We start from the raw sequence: 18,995 nt of genomic DNA on the forward strand, positions 1-18,995 counted from the left end.
GCGAAGCCGCGGGCTGCTAAAATTTGCTGCCCTGGTCTTTCGCGAGTGAATGCATGAAACGCCTCGAATCGGCCTTCGAACACTTCCTCTTCGGCAGCCGCTGGCTGATGGCGCCGGTATATGCCGGATTGATCTTCGCGCTGCTTGCGCTGCTCGTGAAGTTCGGCAAGGAAGTCTGGCAGCTGTCGAGCCATGTCATGACGGCGAGCGGCAGCGAGGTGATCATCGGCGTGCTGTCGCTGGTGGATATCTCGCTGATCATGAGCCTGCTGATCATCATCATGCTGAGCGGCTACGAGAACTTCGTCTCGAAGATGGAGGATCTGCACGCCCACACCGATCGGCCGGAATGGATGGGGCATATCGGCTTTTCCGACCTGAAGATCAAGCTGATCGGGTCGATCGTCGCGATCTCGGGGATCGAGCTGCTGAAGGCGTTCATGAACGTCGGCAACCTTTCGGACCGCCACCTGGCGTGGATGGTCGGCATCCACCTGACTTTCGTGCTGTCGGGCCTGCTGTATGCGCTGATGGACCGGCTGCAGGGCAAGGGGCACTGACAGTCGTAACGCTCGGGGGATCCGGCGCGAACGCCTTGCGGCTCGTCTGCGCTGCTAGATGTGCAGCCGCTGCAGCAGTTCGCGTTCGATCTTGACGACCCGGGCATCCTGCGACAGCCCGTTTCCGCTGAGTAGGAACGTGTCTTCGACGCGTTCGCCGAGCGTCGCGATCTTCGCGGTGTGCAGCACGATGCCGTTCTGCGCGAGCACTTCGGCGACTGCGAACAGCAGCCCGCGGCGGTCGGCCGCGGTCAGCGACAGGATGTAGTGCTTGCCGGACTCGTCCGGCAGGATGCTGACGCGCGGCGTGATCGGGAAATGCTTCACCTGGCGTGACAGCCGGCCCGCGGACGGGCGATCGGGCGGGGCGGATTTTTTCAGGCGTTCGGTGAGCTCGTGCTCGATCAGCGTGATGACGTCGCGGTAGTGCTCGGCGTTGCCCGGGTCCTGCAGCATGAAGCTGTCGAGCGCGTAGCCGTGGCGCGTGGTGTGCACCTTGGCGTCGACGATCGAGAAGCCGAGGCGGCCGAAAAACCCCGTCAGGCGGACGAAAAGATCCTTCTGGTCGCGCGTGAACACCATCACCTGCACGCCTTGGTCGGGATCGGAGACGCGTGCCTTGACGACCGGCTCGAGCGTGGCCGGGCGGTAATACAGCGTGCGGCTGTGCCACGCGATCTCTTCGGCCGAATGGCGCATGAAATACACGGGGTCGAGCTGGGCCCACAGCGCGTCTTCGACACCGGGCCGCAGTCCGTGATAGCGCAGCACGGCGCGCGCGTCCTGCTGGCGGTCGTCGAGCCCGAGCGCCTCCTGCGGCGTCGCGCCGCGCAGCAGGCGGCGGGTGGCGAAGAAGAGGTCTTCGAGGAGCTTGCCTTTCCAGCCGTTCCAGACTTTCGGGCTGGTGCCGCGGATGTCGGCGTGAGTGAGCAGATACAGCGCGCTCAGCCGCCGCTCGGTGCCGACGATGTCGGCGAAGCGCCCGATGACGGCGGGGTCGGAGGTGTCTTCCTTCTGCGCGAAGTGGGACATCGTCAGGTGATGGCCGACGAGCCACACGACGAGATCCGCGTCTTCGCGGGCGAGGTGGTGATGCTCGCAGAATTCGCGCGCGTCGGCCGTGCCGAGCTTCGAATGGTCGCCGCCGCGGCCCTTCGCGATGTCGTGGAACAGCGCAGCGACGTACAGCAGCCAGTGCCGGTCGAAAGCCATGATGAGCTGCGTCATCAGCGGGTATTCGTGCGCGTGCTCGCCCATCGTGAAGCGGCGCACGTTGCGCAGCACCATCATGATGTGCTGGTCGACGGTGTAGACGTGGAACAGGTCGTGCTGCATCTGCCCGACGATGCGCCGCCACGCGGGCAGGTAGCCGCTGAGGATGCCGTACTGGTTCATGCGGCGGAACTCATGCACGATGCCGCGCTTTTGCTGCAGCATCGTGACGAAAAGCTCGCGGTTGTGCGGATCGGCGCGAAATGCGGCGTTGATGCGCTTGCGGTTGAGCCACAGGGCGCGCAGCGTGCGGGCCGTCATGCCCTTGAGCTCGGAGCGCTGCTGGAGGATCAGGAAACACTCGAGCAGCGCCGACGGGTGCCGGGCGAAGGTGTCGTCTTCGCGCATGTCGAGCAGCTCGCGCACCGCCTGGAAGCGGTCGTTGATGACGATCGCCGCGCCGGCGCGCCGCGGAAAGATCTCGACGCCGTAGTTCTGCAGCAGGATCGTGTTGGTCTGAGTGACCTTCTTCGCGTTGACGTAGTAACGCTGCATGAACACTTCGGAGGCGCGCTTGGCGGTGGTCGCTTCGATGCCGAGGGCGCTGGCGAGCCTTTCCTGGTAGTCGAACAGCAGCCGGTCTTCGCCGCGTCCGGTGAGGTAGTGCAGGCGGATGCGTACGTGCTGGAGGAAACGCTCGATGCTGCGCAGGTCGCGCGCTTCGGCGCCGGTGATCAGCCGCCGCCGCGCGAGGTCGCGCCAGTTGCGCCCGAGCCCGGCAGCCCGAGCGATCCAGCCGAGCATCTGCAGGTCGCGCAGCCCGCCGGGGCTCTCCTTGCAGTTCGGTTCGAGCGCGTAAGGGGTGTCGTTGTAGCGCGCGTAGCGCTTTTCCTGTTCGAGCTGCTTGGCCTTGAAGAACACGCGCACGTCGAGCAGCGCGCGATAGCGCCGGCAGAATTCCTCGAACAGCGGTCGGCTGCCTTCGAGCAGGCGCGATTCGAGCAGGTTCGTCTGGACGGTGATGTCCTGTTCGGCGGCGTCGATCGCTTCAGCGACGGTGCGCGCGCTGTGACCGATCTCGAGCCCGACATCCCACAGCGCGCCGAGCAGCACGGACAGGCGCGCCTGCATCGCGTCGTCGGCGGTGTCGGGCAGCAGCACCATCAGGTCGACGTCGGAGCACGGGAAGAGCTCGCCGCGGCCGTAGCCGCCGACTGCCACCAACGCCACGTCGGCAGGCATTGCGCAGCCGCGCCACAAGCGGTGGATCGTCTCGTCGACGAGGTGCGCGCGGCCCTTCAGTACAGTGGAAGTCGCCGGATGGGCCTCGTAGGCCATGCGGATGCGCATGCTGCCGTCGGCGAGGCGGGCACGGGCGTCGACAATCGCGGCCTGAACCGCTGCGTCCGTGGGGATCGCCGCGGTGCTCATCGCGCCTCAGGCAAGCGCCGGAAACAGCGGCGCGACGAGCGCCGGCGGTGGCGGACAGCCCGCCGAGAGCGTCAGCACTTCGACGCCGGTGTCGGTGACCAGCACCATGTGCTCCCACTGCGCGGACAGGCTGCGGTCTTTCGTGACGATCGTCCAGCCGTCGGGAAGCTCGGAGATCGCGGCCTTGCCGGCGTTGATCATCGGCTCGATCGTGAAAGTCATGCCGGGGCGCAGCTCGACGCCGGTGCCGGCCTTGCCGTAGTGCAGCACCTGCGGTTCTTCATGGAACTTCAGGCCGATGCCGTGACCGCAGAATTCGCGCACCACCGAAAAGCCGTTGCTCTCGGCGTGCTTCTGGATGATGTGGCCGATGTCGCCGAGCCGCGCGCCGGGGCGCACGACGGAGATGCCGAGCCACAGGCATTCGAGCGTCACCTGGCACAGGCGCTTGGCGAGGATCGACCCCTCGCCGCCGACGATGAACATCCGGCTCGTGTCGCCATGGTAGCCGTCCTTGATGACGGTAATGTCGAGGTTGACGATGTCGCCTTTCTTCAGTGCCTTGTCTCCCGGCACGCCGTGGCAGATCTGGTGATTGACCGACGTGCAGATCGACTTGGGGTAGGGCGGGTAGCCGGGCGGCGCGTAGTTGAGCGGTGCGGGGATCGTGTGCTGCACGTTGACCATGTAGTCGTGGCACAGGCGGTCGAGCTCTCCGGTCGTCACGCCCGGCTGGACGTAGGGCGTGATGTAGTCCAGGACTTCCGCGCCGAGCCGGCCGGCGACGCGCATTTTCCCGATTTCTTCCGGCGTCTTTATTGTGATGCTCATTTCCGTGGGGTCGCGTGCAAATGAGAAAGGCTAGCGCATGCGCGAACGCGCGGCAAATTCATGCTGCCCTGCCGGAGGAGCGCGGGCGCGAGGCAAGCGCGAAGTCACCTTGAGTGGAGAATGGCATAGCTGCTATCATCTTGGGCTTGTCTGCCGACCGAGGCTGGCAAAATCCACACGCCCGGTATCGTACCGAAAGGGTCCGCCGGATCGGGGCAAATGCCCCGTGGCGGTTTTAGGTTGCCGAAAGATCGCGGAGAAGTCCGCGAATGCTTGCGAATATTGTGAGCGGCGACCGTGCCGGGCGGCGGTTCAACCCTGAAAATCCGGAGTTTCAAATGACTGTCACGATGCGTCAGATGCTCGAAGCGGGCGTCCACTTTGGCCACCAGACCCGATTCTGGAATCCGCGCATGGCCCCGTACATCTTCGGCCAGCGCAACAAGATCCACATCGTCAACCTCGAGAAGACGATGGGCAAGTACAACGAAGCGATGAACTACGTGCGCAAGCTCGCGGCCAATCGCGGCACGATCCTGCTCGTCGGCACCAAGCGCCAGGCGCGCGAGATCGTCTCCGAGGAAGCCCGCCGCGCCGGCATGCCGTTCGTCGACGAGCGCTGGCTCGGCGGCATGCTGACCAACTTCAAGACGGTCAAGCAGTCGATCAAGCGCCTCAAGGAAATGGAAGCGATGGTCGAGGACGGCTCGATCGAGCGCCTGTCCAAGAAGGAAGCGCTGATGGCGACGCGCGAAATGGACAAGCTGAAGAAGAGCATCGGCGGCATCAAGGACATGGGCGGCCTGCCCGACGCGCTGTTCGTTATCGACGTCGGCTACCACAAGATCGCGATCACCGAAGCGCAGAAGCTCGGCATCCCGGTCGTCGCCGTCGTCGATACCAACCATTCGCCGGACGGAATCGACTACGTGATCCCCGGCAACGACGACTCCTCGCGCGCGATCCGCCTGTACGCCCGTGGCGTTGCTGACGCGGTGCTCGAAGGCCGCAGCCAGGCGCTGCAGGACGTCGTCGCAGCGGGCTCGGACGAGTTCGTCGAAGTCGAGGAAGACGGCTCGGACGAGCAGGCCTGAGCCCTGCCGGCCTTTGATCGCGTCGAATTGAATACGGAATACAGGAGTTAGCATGGCGGAAATTACCGCAAGCATGGTCAAGGAACTGCGCGAGAAGACCGACGCGCCGATGATGGAGTGCAAGAAGGCGCTGACCGAAGCCGCAGGCGACATGGCCAAGGCCGAGGAAATCCTGCGCGTCAAGCTCGGCAGCAAGGCGAGCAAGGCAGCGTCGCGCGTGACCGCCGAAGGCATCGTCGCGACGTGGCAGTCGGCCGACGGCAAGCTGGCCGCGCTGGTCGAAGTGAACTGCGAGACCGACTTCGTCGCGAAGAACGACGACTTCCTCGCGTTCGCCGCTGCGGTGGCTGAACTGGTCGCGACGCGCAATCCGGCCGATGTGACCGCGATCGGCGCGCTCGACCTCGACGGCCAGACGGTCGAGCAGGTGCGCACTGCGCTCGTCGGCAAGATCGGCGAGAACATCACGATCCGCCGCTTCACGCGGATCGACGCGCAGGGCGCAGTGGCGAGCTACATCCACGCCGGCGCCAAGATCGGCGTGCTGGTCGACCTCGTCGGCGGCGACGAAGCACTCGGCAAGGACCTCGCGATGCACATCGCCGCGGCCAAGCCGAAGGCGCTGATGGCGTCCGAAATCCCGGCCGAGCTGATCGACACCGAGCGCCGCATCGCGATCGAGAAAGCGCGCGAAGCCGGCAAGCCGGAAGCGATGCTCGACAAGATCGCCGAAGGGACGGTGCAGAAGTTCCTCAAGGAAGTCACGCTGCTCGGTCAGCCGTTCGTCAAGGACGACAAGCTGACGATCGAAGCGCTGCTGAAGTCGCGCAACGCGTCGGTGGCGAGCTTCGTGCTGTACGTCGTCGGCGAAGGCATCGAGAAGAAAGTGTCCGACTTCGCTGCCGAAGTGGCTGCGCAAGCCGCCGCCGCGGCACAGAAGTAAGGGCTGCAAGATGAGTGTCGCCGCCTACAAGCGCATCATGTTGAAGCTGTCCGGCGAGGCCCTGATGGGGGACGACTCGTATGGCATCAACGAGGATGTGGTCAGCCGCATCGTTGCCGAGATCGCCGAGGTCAGTCGCCTCGGCGTGCAGATCGGCGTGGTGATCGGCGGCGGCAACATCTTTCGCGGCATGAAGGGCGCCGCTTCCGGCATGGACCGCGCGACCGCGGACTACATGGGCATGCTGGCGACGGTGATGAACGCGATGGCGCTCGCCGACGCGTTCCGTCGCGCCGGGGTCGAGGCGCGCGTGCAGTCGGCGCTGCGCATCGACCAGGTCGTCGAGCCGTACATCCGCGGCCGGGCGATCCGCCACATGGAAGAAGGCCGCGTCGTGATCTTCGCGGCCGGCACCGGCAACCCTTTCTTCACGACCGACACCGCGGCGGCGCTGCGCGGGTCGGAGATGGCCGCGCAGATCGTGTTGAAGGCAACGAAAGTGGACGGCGTGTATACCGCCGACCCGAAGAAGGACCCGCAGGCGCAGCGCTATCACCGCATCAGCTTCGACGAGGCAATCGGCCGCAATCTGGCCGTTCTCGACGCCACCGCGTTTGCGTTGTGCCGCGACCAGAAACTGCCGATCAACGTGTTCTCGATCTTCAAGCCAGGCGCGCTCAAGCGCGTCGTGCTCGGCGAGGACGAAGGCACGCTGGTCCATTCGTGAGGACTCGACGATGATCCCCGAACTCAAGAAGACGACCGAGCAGAAGATGCAGAAGTCGATCGAGGTGCTCAAGGCCGACCTGGCGAAGGTGCGTACCGGCCGCGCCCACACCGGGTTGCTCGACCACGTCATGGTCGAGTACTACGGCAGCATGGTGCCGATCAACCAGGTGTCGAACGTGACGCTGATCGACGCACGGACGATCGGCGTGCAGGTGTGGGAAAAGCCGATGGTGCAGAAGGTCGAGCGGGCGATCCGCGACTCCGACCTCGGTCTCAATCCCGCGAACCAGGGCGACATCATCCGCGTGCCGATGCCGGCGCTGACCGAAGAGCGCCGCCGCGACCTGACGAAAGTCGTCCGCCACGAGGGCGAGGCGGCGAAGGTCGCGATCCGCAACCTGCGTCGCGACGCCAACCAGCACCTCAAGGATGCGGTCAAGGACAAGACGATCTCGGAAGACGACGATCGCCGCGCCCAGGAAGACATCCAGAAGCTCACCGACCGAAACATCGCCGAAATCGACAAGCTGCTCGCGCAAAAAGAGCAGGAACTGATGCAGCTCTGATCCTCCCGGATCATCTCCAGTCCGGACGAACCGCGGGAGACGCATCATGACGGAATCATCCTTCATCAGTTCGACTCGCGACGTCCCCGCGGTGTCGGGCATTCCCCGGCACATCGCGATCATCATGGACGGCAATGGCCGCTGGGCGCGCAAGCGGTTCATGCCGCGCGTCGCCGGCCACAGCCGCGGCGTCGAATCGGTGCGCAGCGTGATCCGCGCGTGCATGGAACGCGGCGTGTCCTACCTCACGCTGTTCGCGTTCAGTTCCGAGAACTGGCGCCGGCCGGCCGACGAGGTGTCGTTCCTGATGCAGCTGTTCATGCGTTCGCTGCAGAAGGAAGTCGACCGGCTCCACGACAACGGCATCCGTTTTCGCGTCATCGGCGACCTGTCGCGCTTCGACCCGAAGCTCGTCGACATGATCCGCCGTGCCGAAGCCCGCACCGCCGCCAATGAAAAGCTGACCCTGACGATCGCCGCGAACTACGGCGGCCGCTGGGACATCCTGCAGGCGATGACGCGGATGCTGGCGAAGCACCCCGAGCGGCGCGAAGGCTTCACCGAAGAGGATCTGTCCGGCGAGCTGTCGCTGAACTACGGCCCGGAGCCGGACCTCTTCATCCGCACCGGCGGCGAGCAGCGCATCAGCAATTTCCTGCTGTGGCAGCTCGCCTATTCCGAACTTTATTTCACCGATACGTTATGGCCCGATTTCGACGTCGCGGCGCTGGACGAGGCAATCCGCTCGTACCAGGCACGGGAGCGACGTTTCGGGCGGACCAGCGAGCAGCTTAAACAGGTCGAAGGCGCGGTCTCTCCGTCCGGCGGCCATGCTTAGAACGCGCGTCATCACGGCGCTGGTGTTGCTGGCGGGCCTGCTGGCGGGGATTTTCCTGCTGCCGCCGTGGGGCTGGCTCACGCTTGCCGCGATCATCTGCGCGGCGGCGGCGTGGGAGTGGGGCGGCCTCGGCGGCTTTGCCGTCGGCCCGCGCGGCGTGTTCGCGGCGCTGATGGGCATCGCCTGCCTGCTGACCGGCGCGATGAGCGGGCTCGCGGGAGACGGCGTCTCGCCGCCGGCCGGGCTCGCGGCGCTGTACCTCGCGAGCGGCATGTTCTGGGTTGCCGTCGTGCCGCTGTGGCTGGCGAGAAAATGGCGCATCACCGGCGCGGCCGGCACTGTCCTCGTCGGCCTCGTCGTGCTGCTGCCGCCGGCGCTCGCGCTGGCGCACCTGCGGATGCTCGGTCCGTGGCTGCTCCTCGCGGTGATGGCGGCGACATTCGTGTCGGACATCGCGGCGTATTTCACCGGGCGCGCGTTCGGTCGCCACAAGCTGGCGCCGGCGATCAGCCCGGGCAAGACCTGGGAAGGCGCCGGCGGCGCGGTCGCCGGCGTGCTCGTGTTCGCGCTGATCGTTCTGGCTTCGAGGGCGCCGTCGCTGCTCGACGCGCCGACCGTGCTGCTGGTGGTTCCGCTGCTTGCCGCATTCACGGCGGTCGGCGTCCTCGGCGATCTTTTCGAGTCGCTTCTCAAACGTCAGGCCGGCGTCAAGGACAGCGGCAGCATGCTGCCCGGGCACGGTGGCATCCTCGACCGCATCGACAGCCTGACTTCAACTCTTCCGCTGGCCGGTCTGGCGGCTTTATGGCTGGCCCTTTGATCGTGCCTGACCCGACTCCCCCCCGTCTGCAACGCGTCACGGTGCTCGGCGCGACCGGTTCCATCGGCATGAGCACGCTCGATGTGCTCGCCCGGCATCCGGACCGCTTCGAGGCGTTCGCGCTGACCGCGCAGATCCAGGTCGAGCGTCTGTTCGAGCTGTGCCTGCGCTTTTCGCCGCGCTTCGCGGTGCTCGTCGATTCGGCTGCGGCGTCCGATCTGCGGCAGCGCCTGAAAGCCGCCGGTTCGCAGACGGAAGTGCTCGCCGGCGCAGCAGCGCTCGTCGATGTCGCGGCGCACCCCGACGCGGACGCGGTGATGGCGGCGATCGTCGGCGCTGCGGGCCTTGCGCCGGCGCTCGCCGCGGCGCGCGCCGGCAAGCGCGTGCTGCTCGCGAACAAGGAAGCGCTGGTGCTGTCCGGGCGGCTCTTCATGCAGGCGGTGGCGGCGAGCGGGGCGCAGCTGCTGCCGATCGACAGTGAACACAACGCCGTCTTCCAGGCCTTGCCGCAGGGCTACGGGCGCGACCCGCAGCGTTGCGGCGTGCGACGCATCCTGCTGACCGCATCGGGCGGCCCGTTTCGCGAGCGCTCGCTCGAGAGCCTCGCAGACGTCACGCCGGACGAAGCCTGCGCCCATCCGAACTGGGTGATGGGGCGAAAAATCTCGGTCGATTCGGCGACGATGATGAACAAGGGGCTCGAAGTCATCGAGGCCCACTGGCTGTTCGCGGTGCCGCCGGAGGCGATCGAAGTCGTCGTGCATCCGCAGAGCGTCATCCATTCGATGGTCGAATATGCCGACGGCTCGGTGCTCGCGCAGCTCGGCAACCCGGACATGCGCACGCCGATCGCGCACGCGCTCGCCTATCCCGAACGCATCGACGCCGGCGTGCGCCCGCTCGATTTGTTCGAGATCGGCCGGCTGAACTTCGAGCGCCCGGACTTCGTCCGGTTTCCGTGCCTGGCGCTCGCATACGACGCGTTGCGCGAAGGCGGGGCGGCGGCGGCCGTGCTCAACGCCGCGAACGAGGAAGCCGTCGCCGCGTTCCTCGAGCGGCGCGTGGGATTCACGCGCATCCCCGACATCATCGCGGCGACGCTCGAACGCGCGCGCGATCTGTCGGTCGATTGCATCGAGGCAATCCTCGATGCCGATGCGCGCGCACGTGAAGTCGCGCGAAGTGAAATCCTCGCCCGACAGACGACTCCATGAACATTCTCGAATACCTGATCCCGTTCGTTCTCGCGCTCGGCCTGCTGATCCTCGCTCACGAGCTGGGCCATTACCTGATCGCGCGCGCGTGCGGCGTGAAAGTGCTGCGTTTCTCGATCGGCTTCGGACGCCCGCTGCTGCGCTGGACGGCCGGCGCCGACCGGACCGAATGGGTGATCGCGGTGTTCCCGCTCGGCGGCTACGTCAAGATGCTCGACGAGCGCGAAGGCGAAGTCCCGCCGGCCGAGCTGCACCGCTCGTTCAACCGGCAGTCGGTATGGCGGCGCTTCGCGATCGTCGCAGCCGGGCCGCTCGCCAACTTCCTGCTTGCGATCGTGCTCTACTGGGGGCTGTTCGCGACCGGCACCGAGGAGCTCAAGCCGCGGCTCGCGCTGACCGACGGGCCGAGCATCGCCGCGTCGGCGGGCGTGCGCGAGGGCGATCTCGTCGCCGCGGTCGATGACGAACCGGTGCGCAGCTGGCCGGAGCTGCGTTGGGTGCTGTTGCGCCACGCGCTCGACGCGCGCGAAGTGACGTTGCAGGTCCGCACTGCCGAAGGTGGCGACGCGTTGCGCACGCTCGACCTGTCCGGCGTCGAGGTCGACGACGGCGAGAGCGACCTGATCGCCGAAATCGGCCTGCGCCCGTGGCGCCCGCTGATTCCGCCGGTGGTCGGGCGGATCATCCCGGACGGTGCTGCGGCGGCGGCAGGCATCAGGGAAGGCGACCGTTTCGTGTCGCTCGCCGGCGAGCCGGTCACGTCGTGGGTGGACTTCGTCGAGCGGGTACGCAGCTCGCCCGGTGAATCGCTGCCGGTGCGGCTGATGCGCGGCGACACACCGGTCGACACGACGCTCGTGCCCGAGGTGTCGGAGGACAGGGGCGAGCGCGTCGGGAAGATCGGTGTGGCGGTGGCCGAACCGCCGGGCGGACGCGAGGAGATGTTCGCGGTCGTGCGCTACGGCCTGGTCGACGGATTGTCGAAGGCGATGGCCCAGACCTGGGAAACCAGCGTGTTGAGCCTCAAGATGATGGGCCGCATGCTGACCGGCGAAGTGTCGTGGAAAAACCTGTCGGGACCGGTGACGATCGCGGACTATGCCGGGCAGTCGGCGAAGCTTGGATGGAACCATTACCTGAAGTTCATCGCGCTGATCAGCATCAGCCTGGGGGTGCTGAACCTGCTGCCCATCCCGGTGCTGGATGGGGGGCATTTGCTGTATTATGTGATCGAAATTATCAAGGGCGGCCCAATTCCCGAGCGCGTGATGGAGATCGGCCAGCAAATCGGCCTGGTTGCGCTTGCAATGCTGATGGCATTCGCCTTTTACAACGACATAACTCGTCTCATTTCTGGCTGAATCCCTAATGAAACACAAGTTTCTCACCGGGCTGCTGACGGCCCTGTTCGCCGTTGCGCCGGTGCATGCGTTCGAGCCTTTCGTCGTCAAGGACATCCGGGTCGAAGGCATCCAGCGAACCGAAGCCGGAACCGTATTCAACTACCTTCCGGTGCGGGTCGGAGAGACCTTCACCGAGGCGCAGGCCGCCGAGGCGATTCGCGGCCTGTTCGCCACCGGGTTTTTCAAGGACGTGCGGATCGAGGTCGAAGGGGACGTGCTGGTGGTGCTCGTCGATGAGCGTCCGGCGATCGCCCAGATCGACTTCGTCGGGGTCAAGGAGTTCGACAAGGAAGCGCTGAAGAAGGGGCTGCGCGAAGTCGGTCTCGCCGAATCGCGGATCTTCGACCGCTCGCTGCTCGAACGCGCGGAGCAGGAGCTCAAGCGGCAGTACCTGAGCCGCGGCAAATATGCCGCAGTGATCGAGACGACGGTCACGCCGCTCGAGCGCAACCGCGTCGGGCTGAACTTCAAGGTCGATGAGGGCGAGGTGGCGAAAATCCGCCAGATCGAGATCATCGGCAACAAGGCGTTCAAGGATTCCGAGCTGCTCGGCCTTTTCCAGCTGACCACCCCGGGGTGGCTCACCTGGTACACGAAGAACGACCAGTATTCGCGCCAGAAGCTCGCCGCCGACCTCGAGAACTTGCGTTCGTATTATCTCAATCGCGGCTATCTCGACTTCAACATCGATTCCACGCAGGTTTCGATCACGCCCGACAAGAAGGACATCTACATCTCGGTGAGCGTCACCGAAGGCGAGCGCTACACCGTCTCGGCGGTGCGCTTCGCCGGCGACCTGATCCTGCCCGAAGAGGAATACCGCAAGCTGGCGGCGATCAAGCCGGGCGAGATCTTTTCGCGCGAAAAGCTGACGGAGACGACGAAAGCGGTCGCGGACCGCCTCGGCAACGAAGGCTACGCTTTTGCCAACGTCAATGCCTCGCCGGAAGTCGACAAGGAAAAGCGCGAAGTCGCGTTCACGATCTTTGTCGATCCGGGCCGTCGCGTGTATGTCCGGCGCATCAACGTCGGCGGCAACACCAAGACTCGCGACGAAGTGGTGCGGCGCGAGATGCGCCAGATGGAAGGGTCCTGGTACGACGCCGAAGAGATCAACCGTTCGCGCACCCGCATCGACCGCCTCGGGCATTTCGAGGAGGTGACCGTCGAGACGCCGGCGGTGACCGGGACGACCGACCAGGTCGACGTGAATTTCAACGTCAAGGAGCGCCCGACCGGCAACCTGACACTCGGCGTCGGCTTCTCGAGCTCGGAAAACGTCGTGCTCTCCGCGTCGGTGTCGCAGCAGAACCTTTTCGGCAGCGGCAACGCGTTGACGCTCGCGCTCAATACCAGCGAATCGAGCCGCACCTACGCGCTGTCCTTCACGAACCCGTATTTCACGCAGGACGGCCTGAGCCTCGGCTGGGACGTCTATCACCGCACTTACGATCCGTCCGAATCGCTGTCGGTGGCGCCGTACAAGACCGTGTCGTCCGGCGCCGGCCTACGCATGGGCTATCCGATCGCGGAAGACGACTCGATCAACTTCGGCCTCGCCGTCGATCGCACCGTCATCACGACGTTCGACGAGAGCCCGCAGCAGTACCTCGACTTCTGCGATCCGAACAAGGACGACTTCGACTGCGACTCGGTGACCAGCCTGGTCGCCACGGCCGGCTGGTCCCGCGACACGCGCGACAGCACGTTCTATCCGCGCATGGGCAGTTATCAGCGCGTCTTCGGCGAGCTGAGCATCCCGCCTGGTGCGCTCCGCTACTACAAGCTCAATTACCAGTACCAGCACTGGTTCCCGTTCGGTCGCGACTACGCGCTGATGCTCAACACCGATCTGGGCTGGGGCAAGGGGTACGGCGGCAAGCCGCTGCCGTTCTACAAGAACTTCTACGCAGGCGGCATCGGCTCGGTGCGCGGCTTCGACCAGAGTTCGATCGGGCCGAAGGATCCGATCAGCGAAGACGCCCTCGGCGGCAACCGGCGCGTGATCGGCAACGCGGAATTCTATTTCCCGCTGCCGGGCACCGGCAGGGACCGCTCGTTCCGCATGTCGGCCTTCTTCGATGTCGGCTCGGTGTGGAGCGAGGGCGACAAGGTGAAGACCGCCGACCTGCGCTACAGTACGGGGCTGGCGTTCTCATGGAGTTCGCCGATCGGCCCGCTCAAGTTCAGTTTCGGTCTTCCGCTGAAGAAGAAGGAAACGGACGAACTGCAGAAATTCCAGTTCCAGTTGGGTTCGGTCTTCTGAGCGCCCCCGGGAAACGGCTTGCCGTTTTCGCCCCCAAGGGGACAGGAAAACCCGGGGCGGCCCGGCGTTTTCTCGAGAGAAACCGATCTACCGGATTGCGTTGGAGAAAGATGTGAAAGTTACGACCCTGACCGTTCTTGCTGCTGCGCTGCTGAGCGTTGCCGCGCCCGCCGCCCTGGCCGAGTCCAGGCTCGGTTTCGTCAATTCCGATCGGGTGATGCGCGAGGCCGCGCCGGCAGTGCGGGCGCAGCAGCGTCTCGAGAAGGAGTTCGAGAAGCGTGACCAGGAGCTTCAACGTCTCGGCAAGGAACTGCAGGCGCTGCAGGAGGATCTCGAACGCAACGGCGTGACGATGGCCGAGGCCGACCGGCGCAACAAGGAACGATCGTTCAACGACCTGAACCGCGACTTCCAGCGCAAGCAGCGCGAGTTCCGCGAAGACCTGAACCAGCGCCGCAACGAGGAGCTCGCGTCGGTGCTCGACCGCGCCAACCGCGCCGTCAAACAGATCGCCGAAGCCGAGAAATACGACGTGATCCTGCAGGAAGCCGTGTACGCGAGCCCGCGCATCGACATCACCGACAAGGTGATCAAGGCGCTGGCGGACAGTAAGTAACCGCAGCGTTCCATGTTCCGCCTGGATGAACTCGTCGAGCGCCTCGGCGGTGAACTGCTGGGTGACCCGGCAACGGCGGTGCGCCGCGTCGCGACACTCGAGCAGGCCGGCGAAGGCGATCTCGCGTTCCTCGCGAATCCGAAATACCAGTCGCGCCTCGCCGCGTGCGGCGCGTCCGCGGTCATTCTCGCGCCCGCTGCGCGCGACCTGACCGTCCTGCCGCGCATCGTCACCGCCGATCCGTACATCTATTTCGCGCGCGTCGCACAGCTGTTCAATCCGCCTGAAGCGTTCGTGCCGGGCGTGCATCCCGCCGCGAGCGTCGCGAGTCCCATTCCGGCTTCGGTGACCGTCGCGGCCGGGGCGTCGATCGACGTCGACGTCGAGCTCGGCGAACGCGTCGTCATTGGCCCGGGCTGCCGCATCGGGCGCGGCGCCCGCATCGGCGCGGGCTCGCGGCTCAATGCCAATGTCACGATCTATCATGACTGCGTAGTCGGGCGGGACTGCATCGTGCATGCCGGCGCAGTCATCGGCGCGGACGGGTTCGGCTTCGCGCGCGAGCGCGACGGCAGCTGGGTCAAGATTCCGCAGGTTGGCCGCGTCGTCATCGGCGATGACGTCGAGATCGGTGCCAACACGACGATCGACCGCGGCGCGCTCGACGACACGGTCATCGGCGACGGCGTCAAGCTCGACAACCAGATCCAGATCGGTCACAACGTGAAGATCGGCGAGCGCACCGCGATCGCGGGCTGCGTCGGCATCGCCGGCAGCACGACGATCGGCGCGCGCTGCATGATCGGCGGCCAGGCCGGCATCATCGGCCACCTCGAGATCGTCGATGACGTCGTGGTGTCCGCGGGCACGCTGGTGACCAAATCCATCCGCCGGCGCGGTGTCTACACGGCGAACCTGCCGGTGCAGGGCCACGCCGAATGGGTGAAAAACTTCGCCCACCTGCGCCATCTGGATGCGCTGGTCGATAGAATACGCGCCCTCGAAGAACGCAAAGAACGCAAAGCCCGGTGAGCGCCATGGATATCAACGAAATTCTCCAGTACCTTCCGCACCGCTATCCTTTTCTGCTCGTGGACCGCGTGCTGGAGATCGAAGAAGGCAAGCGCATCCTCGCGTTGAAGAACGTGACGATGAACGAGCCGTTCTTTCCCGGCCACTTCCCGCATCACCCGGTGATGCCGGGCGTCTTGATCGTCGAGGCGATGGCGCAGGCCGCCGCGCTGCTGTCGTTCAAGAGCATGGGCGTCAAGCCCGACGAGAACTCGGTGGTCTATTTCGCCGGCATCGACAACGTGCGCTTCAAGCGCCCGGTGGTCCCCGGCGACCAGCTGCTGTTCGATGTCGTCATCACGCAGAGCAAGCGCAACATCTACAAGTACAAAGGCGTCGCCCGCGTCGGCGGCGAGCTCGCGACCGAAGCCGAGCTGACCTGCGCGCTCAAGACGCTGTCATGATCCATCCGACCGCCATCGTCCACCCGGGCGCTGTGCTCGGAGCCAACGTCACTGTCGGCGCGTATTCGATCATCGGCGAGCACGTCGAGATCGGTGACAACACGCGCATCGGGCCGCACGTCGTCATCGAAGGCCGTACGCGGATCGGGCGCGACAACGAGATCTTCCAGTTCTGCTCGATCGGTGCGGCGCCGCAGGACAAGAAATACGACGACGAACCGACTCGGCTCGAGATCGGCGACCGCAACATGATCCGCGAGTTCTGTTCGTTCAATGTCGGCACCAGTCAGGACGCCGGCGTGACCCGCGTCGGCAGCAACAACTGGGTCATGGCGTACGTCCATGTTGCGCACGACTGCGTGGTCGGCGACCACACGATCTTCGCCAACAACGCGACGCTCGCCGGACATGTGCACGTCGGCGACTGGGCGATCCTCGGCGGCTTCACCGGCGTGCATCAGTTCGTGCGCGTCGGCGCGCACAGTTTCTGTGGCGTCGGCACCGTGCTGCTGCAGGATCTGCCGCCGTTCGTGACCGTCGCCGGCAATCCGGCGAAGCCGCACGGCATCAACAGCGAAGGCCTGCGGCGGCGCGGTTTTTCGGCCGAAGGCATCGCGGCGATCAAGCGCGCGTACCGCGCCCTGTACCGCTCCGGACTGAGCTTCGACGAAGCCCGCACGCGCATTGCCGAGATCGCAGCCGACCACTCCGAAGTCGCTCCGTTCGGCGCCTTCCTTTCGGCTTCCCCGCGCGGCGTCGTGCGCTGAACCGATGGCGACGCGCATCGCGATGGTCGCGGGCGAGGCCTCGGGGGATCTGCTCGCGAGCCACCTGATCCGCGCGATCCGCCAGGAAATCCCCGAGGCCAAGTTCTACGGCATCGGCGGGCCAAAGATGCAGGCCGAGGGCTTCGATGCGCTGTGGCCGTGCGAGCGCCTCGCCGTGCATGGTTATGTCGATGCGCTGAAGCGCTATCGCGAGCTGGCCGGCATTCGCAAGGCGCTGCTGCGGCGCGTGCGCGCCGATCGGCCGGACGCGTTCATCGGCGTCGACGCGCCCGACTTCAACCTGTGGCTCGAAGGCAGGATCCGTTCGTCGGGCATTCCGGCGATCCATTTCGTCAGCCCGTCGATCTGGGCGTGGCGCGGCGGGCGCATCAAGGGCATCGCGCGCTCGGTGTCGCACATGCTGTGCCTGTTTCCGTTCGAGCCGGCGCTGTACGAAAAAGCCGGCATCCCGGTGAGCTACGTCGGCCATCCGCTCGCCGACGTGTTCCCGCTCGCGCCGGACCGCGCCGCGGCGCGCGAACTCCTGAACCTCCCGACCGACTGCCGGATCGTCGCGCTGCTGCCGGGAAGCCGCCAGTCCGAAGTGCGCAATCTCGCCGCGACCTACATCGAGACGGCGCGCCTCCTCGCCGAGCGCCACCCGGACATCGGCTTCGTCGTTCCGCTGGCGACGCGCGAGACGCGCGCGCTGTTCGAGCAGGCGCTGCACGCGGCCGACGCCGGTGAGCTGCCGATCCGCCTGCTGTTCGGCCACGCGGTCGAGGCGATGACGGCAGCCGACGTCGTGCTCGTCGCGAGCGGCACCGCGAGCCTCGAAGCGGCGCTGCTGAAGCGCCCGATGGTGATCAGCTACCGCATCGGCAAGTGGCAGTACCGGCTAATGAAACGCATGGCCTACCTGCCGTGGGTCGGCTTGCCGAACATCCTGTGCAACGACAGCGTCGTGCCCGAGCTGCTGCAGGACGACGCGACGCCGCAGGCACTGGCCGACGCGCTCGACCGCTGGCTCAACGACCCGGACGCGTGTGCCGAGCTCGCGCTGCGCTTCGACGCGCTGCACCGCGAGTTGCGCCAGGACACTGCCGGGCGCGCCGCCGCCGCGATCCTTCCTTACCTGAACCGGAGTTCCGAATGGAAGCCATCCCGGCAACCGGCCTGATCTGCGGCGTCGACGAAGCCGGGCGCGGACCGCTCGCGGGTTCGGTCGTTGCCGCCGCGGTGATCCTCGACCCGGCCCGCCCGATCGACGGCCTGAACGACTCGAAGAAGCTCACAGAGCGGACGCGCGAACGGCTCGCGCCGCTGATCCGTGAGCGGGCGATCGCGTGGGCGGTCGCCGAAGCGAGCGTCGAGGAGATCGACCGCCTGAACATCCTGCACGCGACGATGCTGGCGATGCAGCGCGCGGTGGCCGCGCTCGGCTGCGTGCCGGACCTCGTGCGGATTGACGGCAACCGCTGCCCGCCGCTCGCAGTGCCGGCCGAAGGGGTCGTCCAGGGCGATGCAAAGGTGCCGGCGATCGCCGCGGCGTCGATCCTCGCGAAGACGGTGCGCGACGGGCAGATGGTCGCGCTCGACGGTGAGTATCCCGCATACGGTTTCGCGAGCCACAAGGGTTACCCGACGCCCGAACATTTCCTCGCGCTGCGCCGCCACGGCGTCGTCGCGTGCCACCGCCGCAGTTTCGCGCCGGTGCGCGAGCTGCTCGACAATCCCGAACTCTGGCCTGCGGGGACGCTGACATGACGTTTTCTCACCTGATGCTGTTCCTGCACCTCGTCGGCGTCGTCGTTTGGGTCGGGGGGATGGCGTTTGCGTACCTGTGCCTGCGCCCCGCCGCGACCGCGCTGCCTCCGGCGCAGCGGCTGCCGTTGTGGGCCGGGGTGTTCGCGCGCTTTTTCCCGCTGGTGTGGGCGAGCGTCGCGCTGATCGCCGCGAGCGGCGTCGTGAGGCTGGTCGACACCGGTTTCGCGCGGGCGCCGGTTGCGTGGCACCTGATGCTCGCCACCGGCTTCGTAATGATCGCAGTGTTCGTGTGGATCTGGGCAGGGCCATGGCGCGCGCTGCAGTCGGCGGTGGCGGGCGAGAACTGGGCGGGCGGCGCGGTCGCGCTGAACCGCATCCGCCAGCGCGTCGCGTTCAATCTCGCGCTCGGCTTCGTCACGATCGCGATCGCGACGCTGGGGCTCGGGCTGTAAGAGTCGGGCGC

The 18,995-nt window shown here is 66.1% G+C and carries 19 protein-coding genes; 17 read left to right on the plus strand and 2 right to left on the minus strand.

All coding sequences use genetic code 11. The annotated features are described in order from the left end of the window. The first annotated feature begins 53 nt into the window (after positions 1-53). Entirely contained in the window at positions 54-560 is a 507-nt protein-coding gene (locus GO608_RS16825) for a TIGR00645 family protein (RefSeq protein WP_169200110.1), read from the plus strand. A 54-nt stretch (positions 561-614) separates the two neighbouring features. On the opposite strand, the gene GO608_RS16830 is transcribed toward GO608_RS16825, so the two are convergent. After that, complete coding sequence (locus GO608_RS16830) at positions 615-3,203, minus strand: [protein-PII] uridylyltransferase (RefSeq protein ID WP_169200111.1); 2,589 nt, start codon at positions 3,201-3,203, stop codon at positions 615-617. 6 nt (positions 3,204-3,209) lie between these two features. Next, positions 3,210-4,034: a type I methionyl aminopeptidase gene (map, locus tag GO608_RS16835; RefSeq protein WP_169200112.1), complete on the minus strand. Its 825-nt coding sequence runs from the start codon at positions 4,032-4,034 to the stop codon at positions 3,210-3,212. Positions 4,035-4,372: 338 nt separating this feature from the next. Between map and rpsB the strand changes: the two genes are divergently transcribed. From rpsB to GO608_RS16915, 16 genes are all read left to right on the plus strand, one after another. Next, a complete protein-coding gene (gene rpsB / locus GO608_RS16840) occupies positions 4,373-5,128 on the plus strand; it encodes a 30S ribosomal protein S2 (RefSeq protein WP_169200113.1) in 756 nt (251 codons plus the stop codon). Between the two features lie 52 nt (positions 5,129-5,180). Continuing rightward, positions 5,181-6,071, plus strand: coding sequence for a translation elongation factor Ts (tsf, locus tag GO608_RS16845; RefSeq protein ID WP_169200114.1), 891 nt, complete (start codon positions 5,181-5,183; stop codon positions 6,069-6,071). 10 nt (positions 6,072-6,081) lie between these two features. After that, entirely contained in the window at positions 6,082-6,798 is a 717-nt protein-coding gene (gene pyrH, locus GO608_RS16850) for a UMP kinase (RefSeq protein WP_169200115.1), read from the plus strand. Between the two features lie 10 nt (positions 6,799-6,808). Next, entirely contained in the window at positions 6,809-7,366 is a 558-nt protein-coding gene (frr, locus tag GO608_RS16855) for a ribosome recycling factor (protein ID WP_169200116.1), read from the plus strand. 46 nt (positions 7,367-7,412) lie between these two features. Continuing rightward, on the plus strand, positions 7,413-8,204 hold the full coding sequence (uppS, locus tag GO608_RS16860; protein ID WP_169200117.1) for a polyprenyl diphosphate synthase: 792 nt from the start codon (positions 7,413-7,415) through the stop codon (positions 8,202-8,204). Beyond that, entirely contained in the window at positions 8,197-9,024 is an 828-nt protein-coding gene (locus tag GO608_RS16865) for a phosphatidate cytidylyltransferase (RefSeq protein ID WP_169200118.1), read from the plus strand. Before uppS ends, GO608_RS16865 begins: the two co-directional genes overlap by 8 nt. Further along, positions 9,009-10,238, plus strand: a complete 1,230-nt coding sequence (gene ispC / locus GO608_RS16870) for a 1-deoxy-D-xylulose-5-phosphate reductoisomerase (protein ID WP_211159566.1) — start codon at positions 9,009-9,011, stop codon at positions 10,236-10,238. Before GO608_RS16865 ends, ispC begins: the two co-directional genes overlap by 16 nt. Then, on the plus strand, positions 10,235-11,599 hold the full coding sequence (gene rseP / locus GO608_RS16875) for an RIP metalloprotease RseP (RefSeq protein WP_169200119.1): 1,365 nt from the start codon (positions 10,235-10,237) through the stop codon (positions 11,597-11,599). Before ispC ends, rseP begins: the two co-directional genes overlap by 4 nt. 7 nt (positions 11,600-11,606) lie before the next feature. Next, positions 11,607-13,907 carry an outer membrane protein assembly factor BamA gene (bamA, locus tag GO608_RS16880; protein WP_169200120.1) on the plus strand — a complete coding sequence of 767 codons (2,301 nt, stop codon included), beginning with the start codon at positions 11,607-11,609 and terminating at the stop codon, positions 13,905-13,907. Positions 13,908-14,019: 112 nt separating this feature from the next. Next, on the plus strand, positions 14,020-14,523 hold the full coding sequence (locus tag GO608_RS16885) for an OmpH/Skp family outer membrane protein (RefSeq protein WP_011239208.1): 504 nt from the start codon (positions 14,020-14,022) through the stop codon (positions 14,521-14,523). Between the two features lie 12 nt (positions 14,524-14,535). Beyond that, positions 14,536-15,555, plus strand: coding sequence for a UDP-3-O-(3-hydroxymyristoyl)glucosamine N-acyltransferase (lpxD, locus tag GO608_RS16890; RefSeq protein ID WP_169200121.1), 1,020 nt, complete (start codon positions 14,536-14,538; stop codon positions 15,553-15,555). A 5-nt stretch (positions 15,556-15,560) separates the two neighbouring features. After that, positions 15,561-15,998: a 3-hydroxyacyl-ACP dehydratase FabZ gene (fabZ, locus tag GO608_RS16895; RefSeq protein ID WP_169118709.1), complete on the plus strand. Its 438-nt coding sequence runs from the start codon at positions 15,561-15,563 to the stop codon at positions 15,996-15,998. Next, the gene (gene lpxA, locus GO608_RS16900) at positions 15,995-16,765 is read left to right on the plus strand and encodes an acyl-ACP--UDP-N-acetylglucosamine O-acyltransferase (RefSeq protein ID WP_169200122.1); all 771 of its coding nucleotides are present in this window, start codon (positions 15,995-15,997) and stop codon (positions 16,763-16,765) included. The genes fabZ and lpxA overlap by 4 nt, the downstream gene beginning before the upstream one ends. Positions 16,766-16,769: 4 nt before the next feature. After that, positions 16,770-17,945: a lipid-A-disaccharide synthase gene (lpxB, locus tag GO608_RS16905; RefSeq protein WP_169200123.1), complete on the plus strand. Its 1,176-nt coding sequence runs from the start codon at positions 16,770-16,772 to the stop codon at positions 17,943-17,945. Continuing rightward, a complete protein-coding gene (gene rnhB, locus GO608_RS16910) occupies positions 17,918-18,532 on the plus strand; it encodes a ribonuclease HII (protein WP_169200124.1) in 615 nt (204 codons plus the stop codon). The genes lpxB and rnhB overlap by 28 nt, the downstream gene beginning before the upstream one ends. After that, entirely contained in the window at positions 18,529-18,984 is a 456-nt protein-coding gene (locus tag GO608_RS16915; protein WP_169200125.1) for a CopD family protein, read from the plus strand. The genes rnhB and GO608_RS16915 overlap by 4 nt, the downstream gene beginning before the upstream one ends. Positions 18,985-18,995 lie beyond the last annotated feature (11 nt).

It is taken from the genome of Aromatoleum buckelii (assembly GCF_012910785.2).
Taxonomy (GTDB): domain Bacteria; phylum Pseudomonadota; class Gammaproteobacteria; order Burkholderiales; family Rhodocyclaceae; genus Aromatoleum; species Aromatoleum buckelii.

What these genes read in the sequence shown, in the direction of transcription:
- GO608_RS16825 (WP_169200110.1), top strand. Translation starts at nt 54, where the DNA reads ATGAAACGCCTCGAATCGGCCTTCGAACACTTCCTCTTCGGCAGCCGC.
- GO608_RS16830 (WP_169200111.1), bottom strand. Translation starts at nt 3,203, where the DNA reads ATGAGCACCGCGGCGATCCCCACGGACGCAGCGGTTCAGGCCGCGATT.
- map (WP_169200112.1), bottom strand. Translation starts at nt 4,034, where the DNA reads ATGAGCATCACAATAAAGACGCCGGAAGAAATCGGGAAAATGCGCGTC.
- rpsB (WP_169200113.1), top strand. Translation starts at nt 4,373, where the DNA reads ATGACTGTCACGATGCGTCAGATGCTCGAAGCGGGCGTCCACTTTGGC.
- tsf (WP_169200114.1), top strand. Translation starts at nt 5,181, where the DNA reads ATGGCGGAAATTACCGCAAGCATGGTCAAGGAACTGCGCGAGAAGACC.
- pyrH (WP_169200115.1), top strand. Translation starts at nt 6,082, where the DNA reads ATGAGTGTCGCCGCCTACAAGCGCATCATGTTGAAGCTGTCCGGCGAG.
- frr (WP_169200116.1), top strand. Translation starts at nt 6,809, where the DNA reads ATGATCCCCGAACTCAAGAAGACGACCGAGCAGAAGATGCAGAAGTCG.
- uppS (WP_169200117.1), top strand. Translation starts at nt 7,413, where the DNA reads ATGACGGAATCATCCTTCATCAGTTCGACTCGCGACGTCCCCGCGGTG.
- GO608_RS16865 (WP_169200118.1), top strand. Translation starts at nt 8,197, where the DNA reads ATGCTTAGAACGCGCGTCATCACGGCGCTGGTGTTGCTGGCGGGCCTG.
- ispC (WP_211159566.1), top strand. Translation starts at nt 9,009, where the DNA reads ATGGCTGGCCCTTTGATCGTGCCTGACCCGACTCCCCCCCGTCTGCAA.
- rseP (WP_169200119.1), top strand. Translation starts at nt 10,235, where the DNA reads ATGAACATTCTCGAATACCTGATCCCGTTCGTTCTCGCGCTCGGCCTG.
- bamA (WP_169200120.1), top strand. Translation starts at nt 11,607, where the DNA reads ATGAAACACAAGTTTCTCACCGGGCTGCTGACGGCCCTGTTCGCCGTT.
- lpxD (WP_169200121.1), top strand. Translation starts at nt 14,536, where the DNA reads ATGTTCCGCCTGGATGAACTCGTCGAGCGCCTCGGCGGTGAACTGCTG.
- fabZ (WP_169118709.1), top strand. Translation starts at nt 15,561, where the DNA reads ATGGATATCAACGAAATTCTCCAGTACCTTCCGCACCGCTATCCTTTT.
- lpxA (WP_169200122.1), top strand. Translation starts at nt 15,995, where the DNA reads ATGATCCATCCGACCGCCATCGTCCACCCGGGCGCTGTGCTCGGAGCC.
- lpxB (WP_169200123.1), top strand. Translation starts at nt 16,770, where the DNA reads ATGGCGACGCGCATCGCGATGGTCGCGGGCGAGGCCTCGGGGGATCTG.
- rnhB (WP_169200124.1), top strand. Translation starts at nt 17,918, where the DNA reads ATGGAAGCCATCCCGGCAACCGGCCTGATCTGCGGCGTCGACGAAGCC.
- GO608_RS16915 (WP_169200125.1), top strand. Translation starts at nt 18,529, where the DNA reads ATGACGTTTTCTCACCTGATGCTGTTCCTGCACCTCGTCGGCGTCGTC.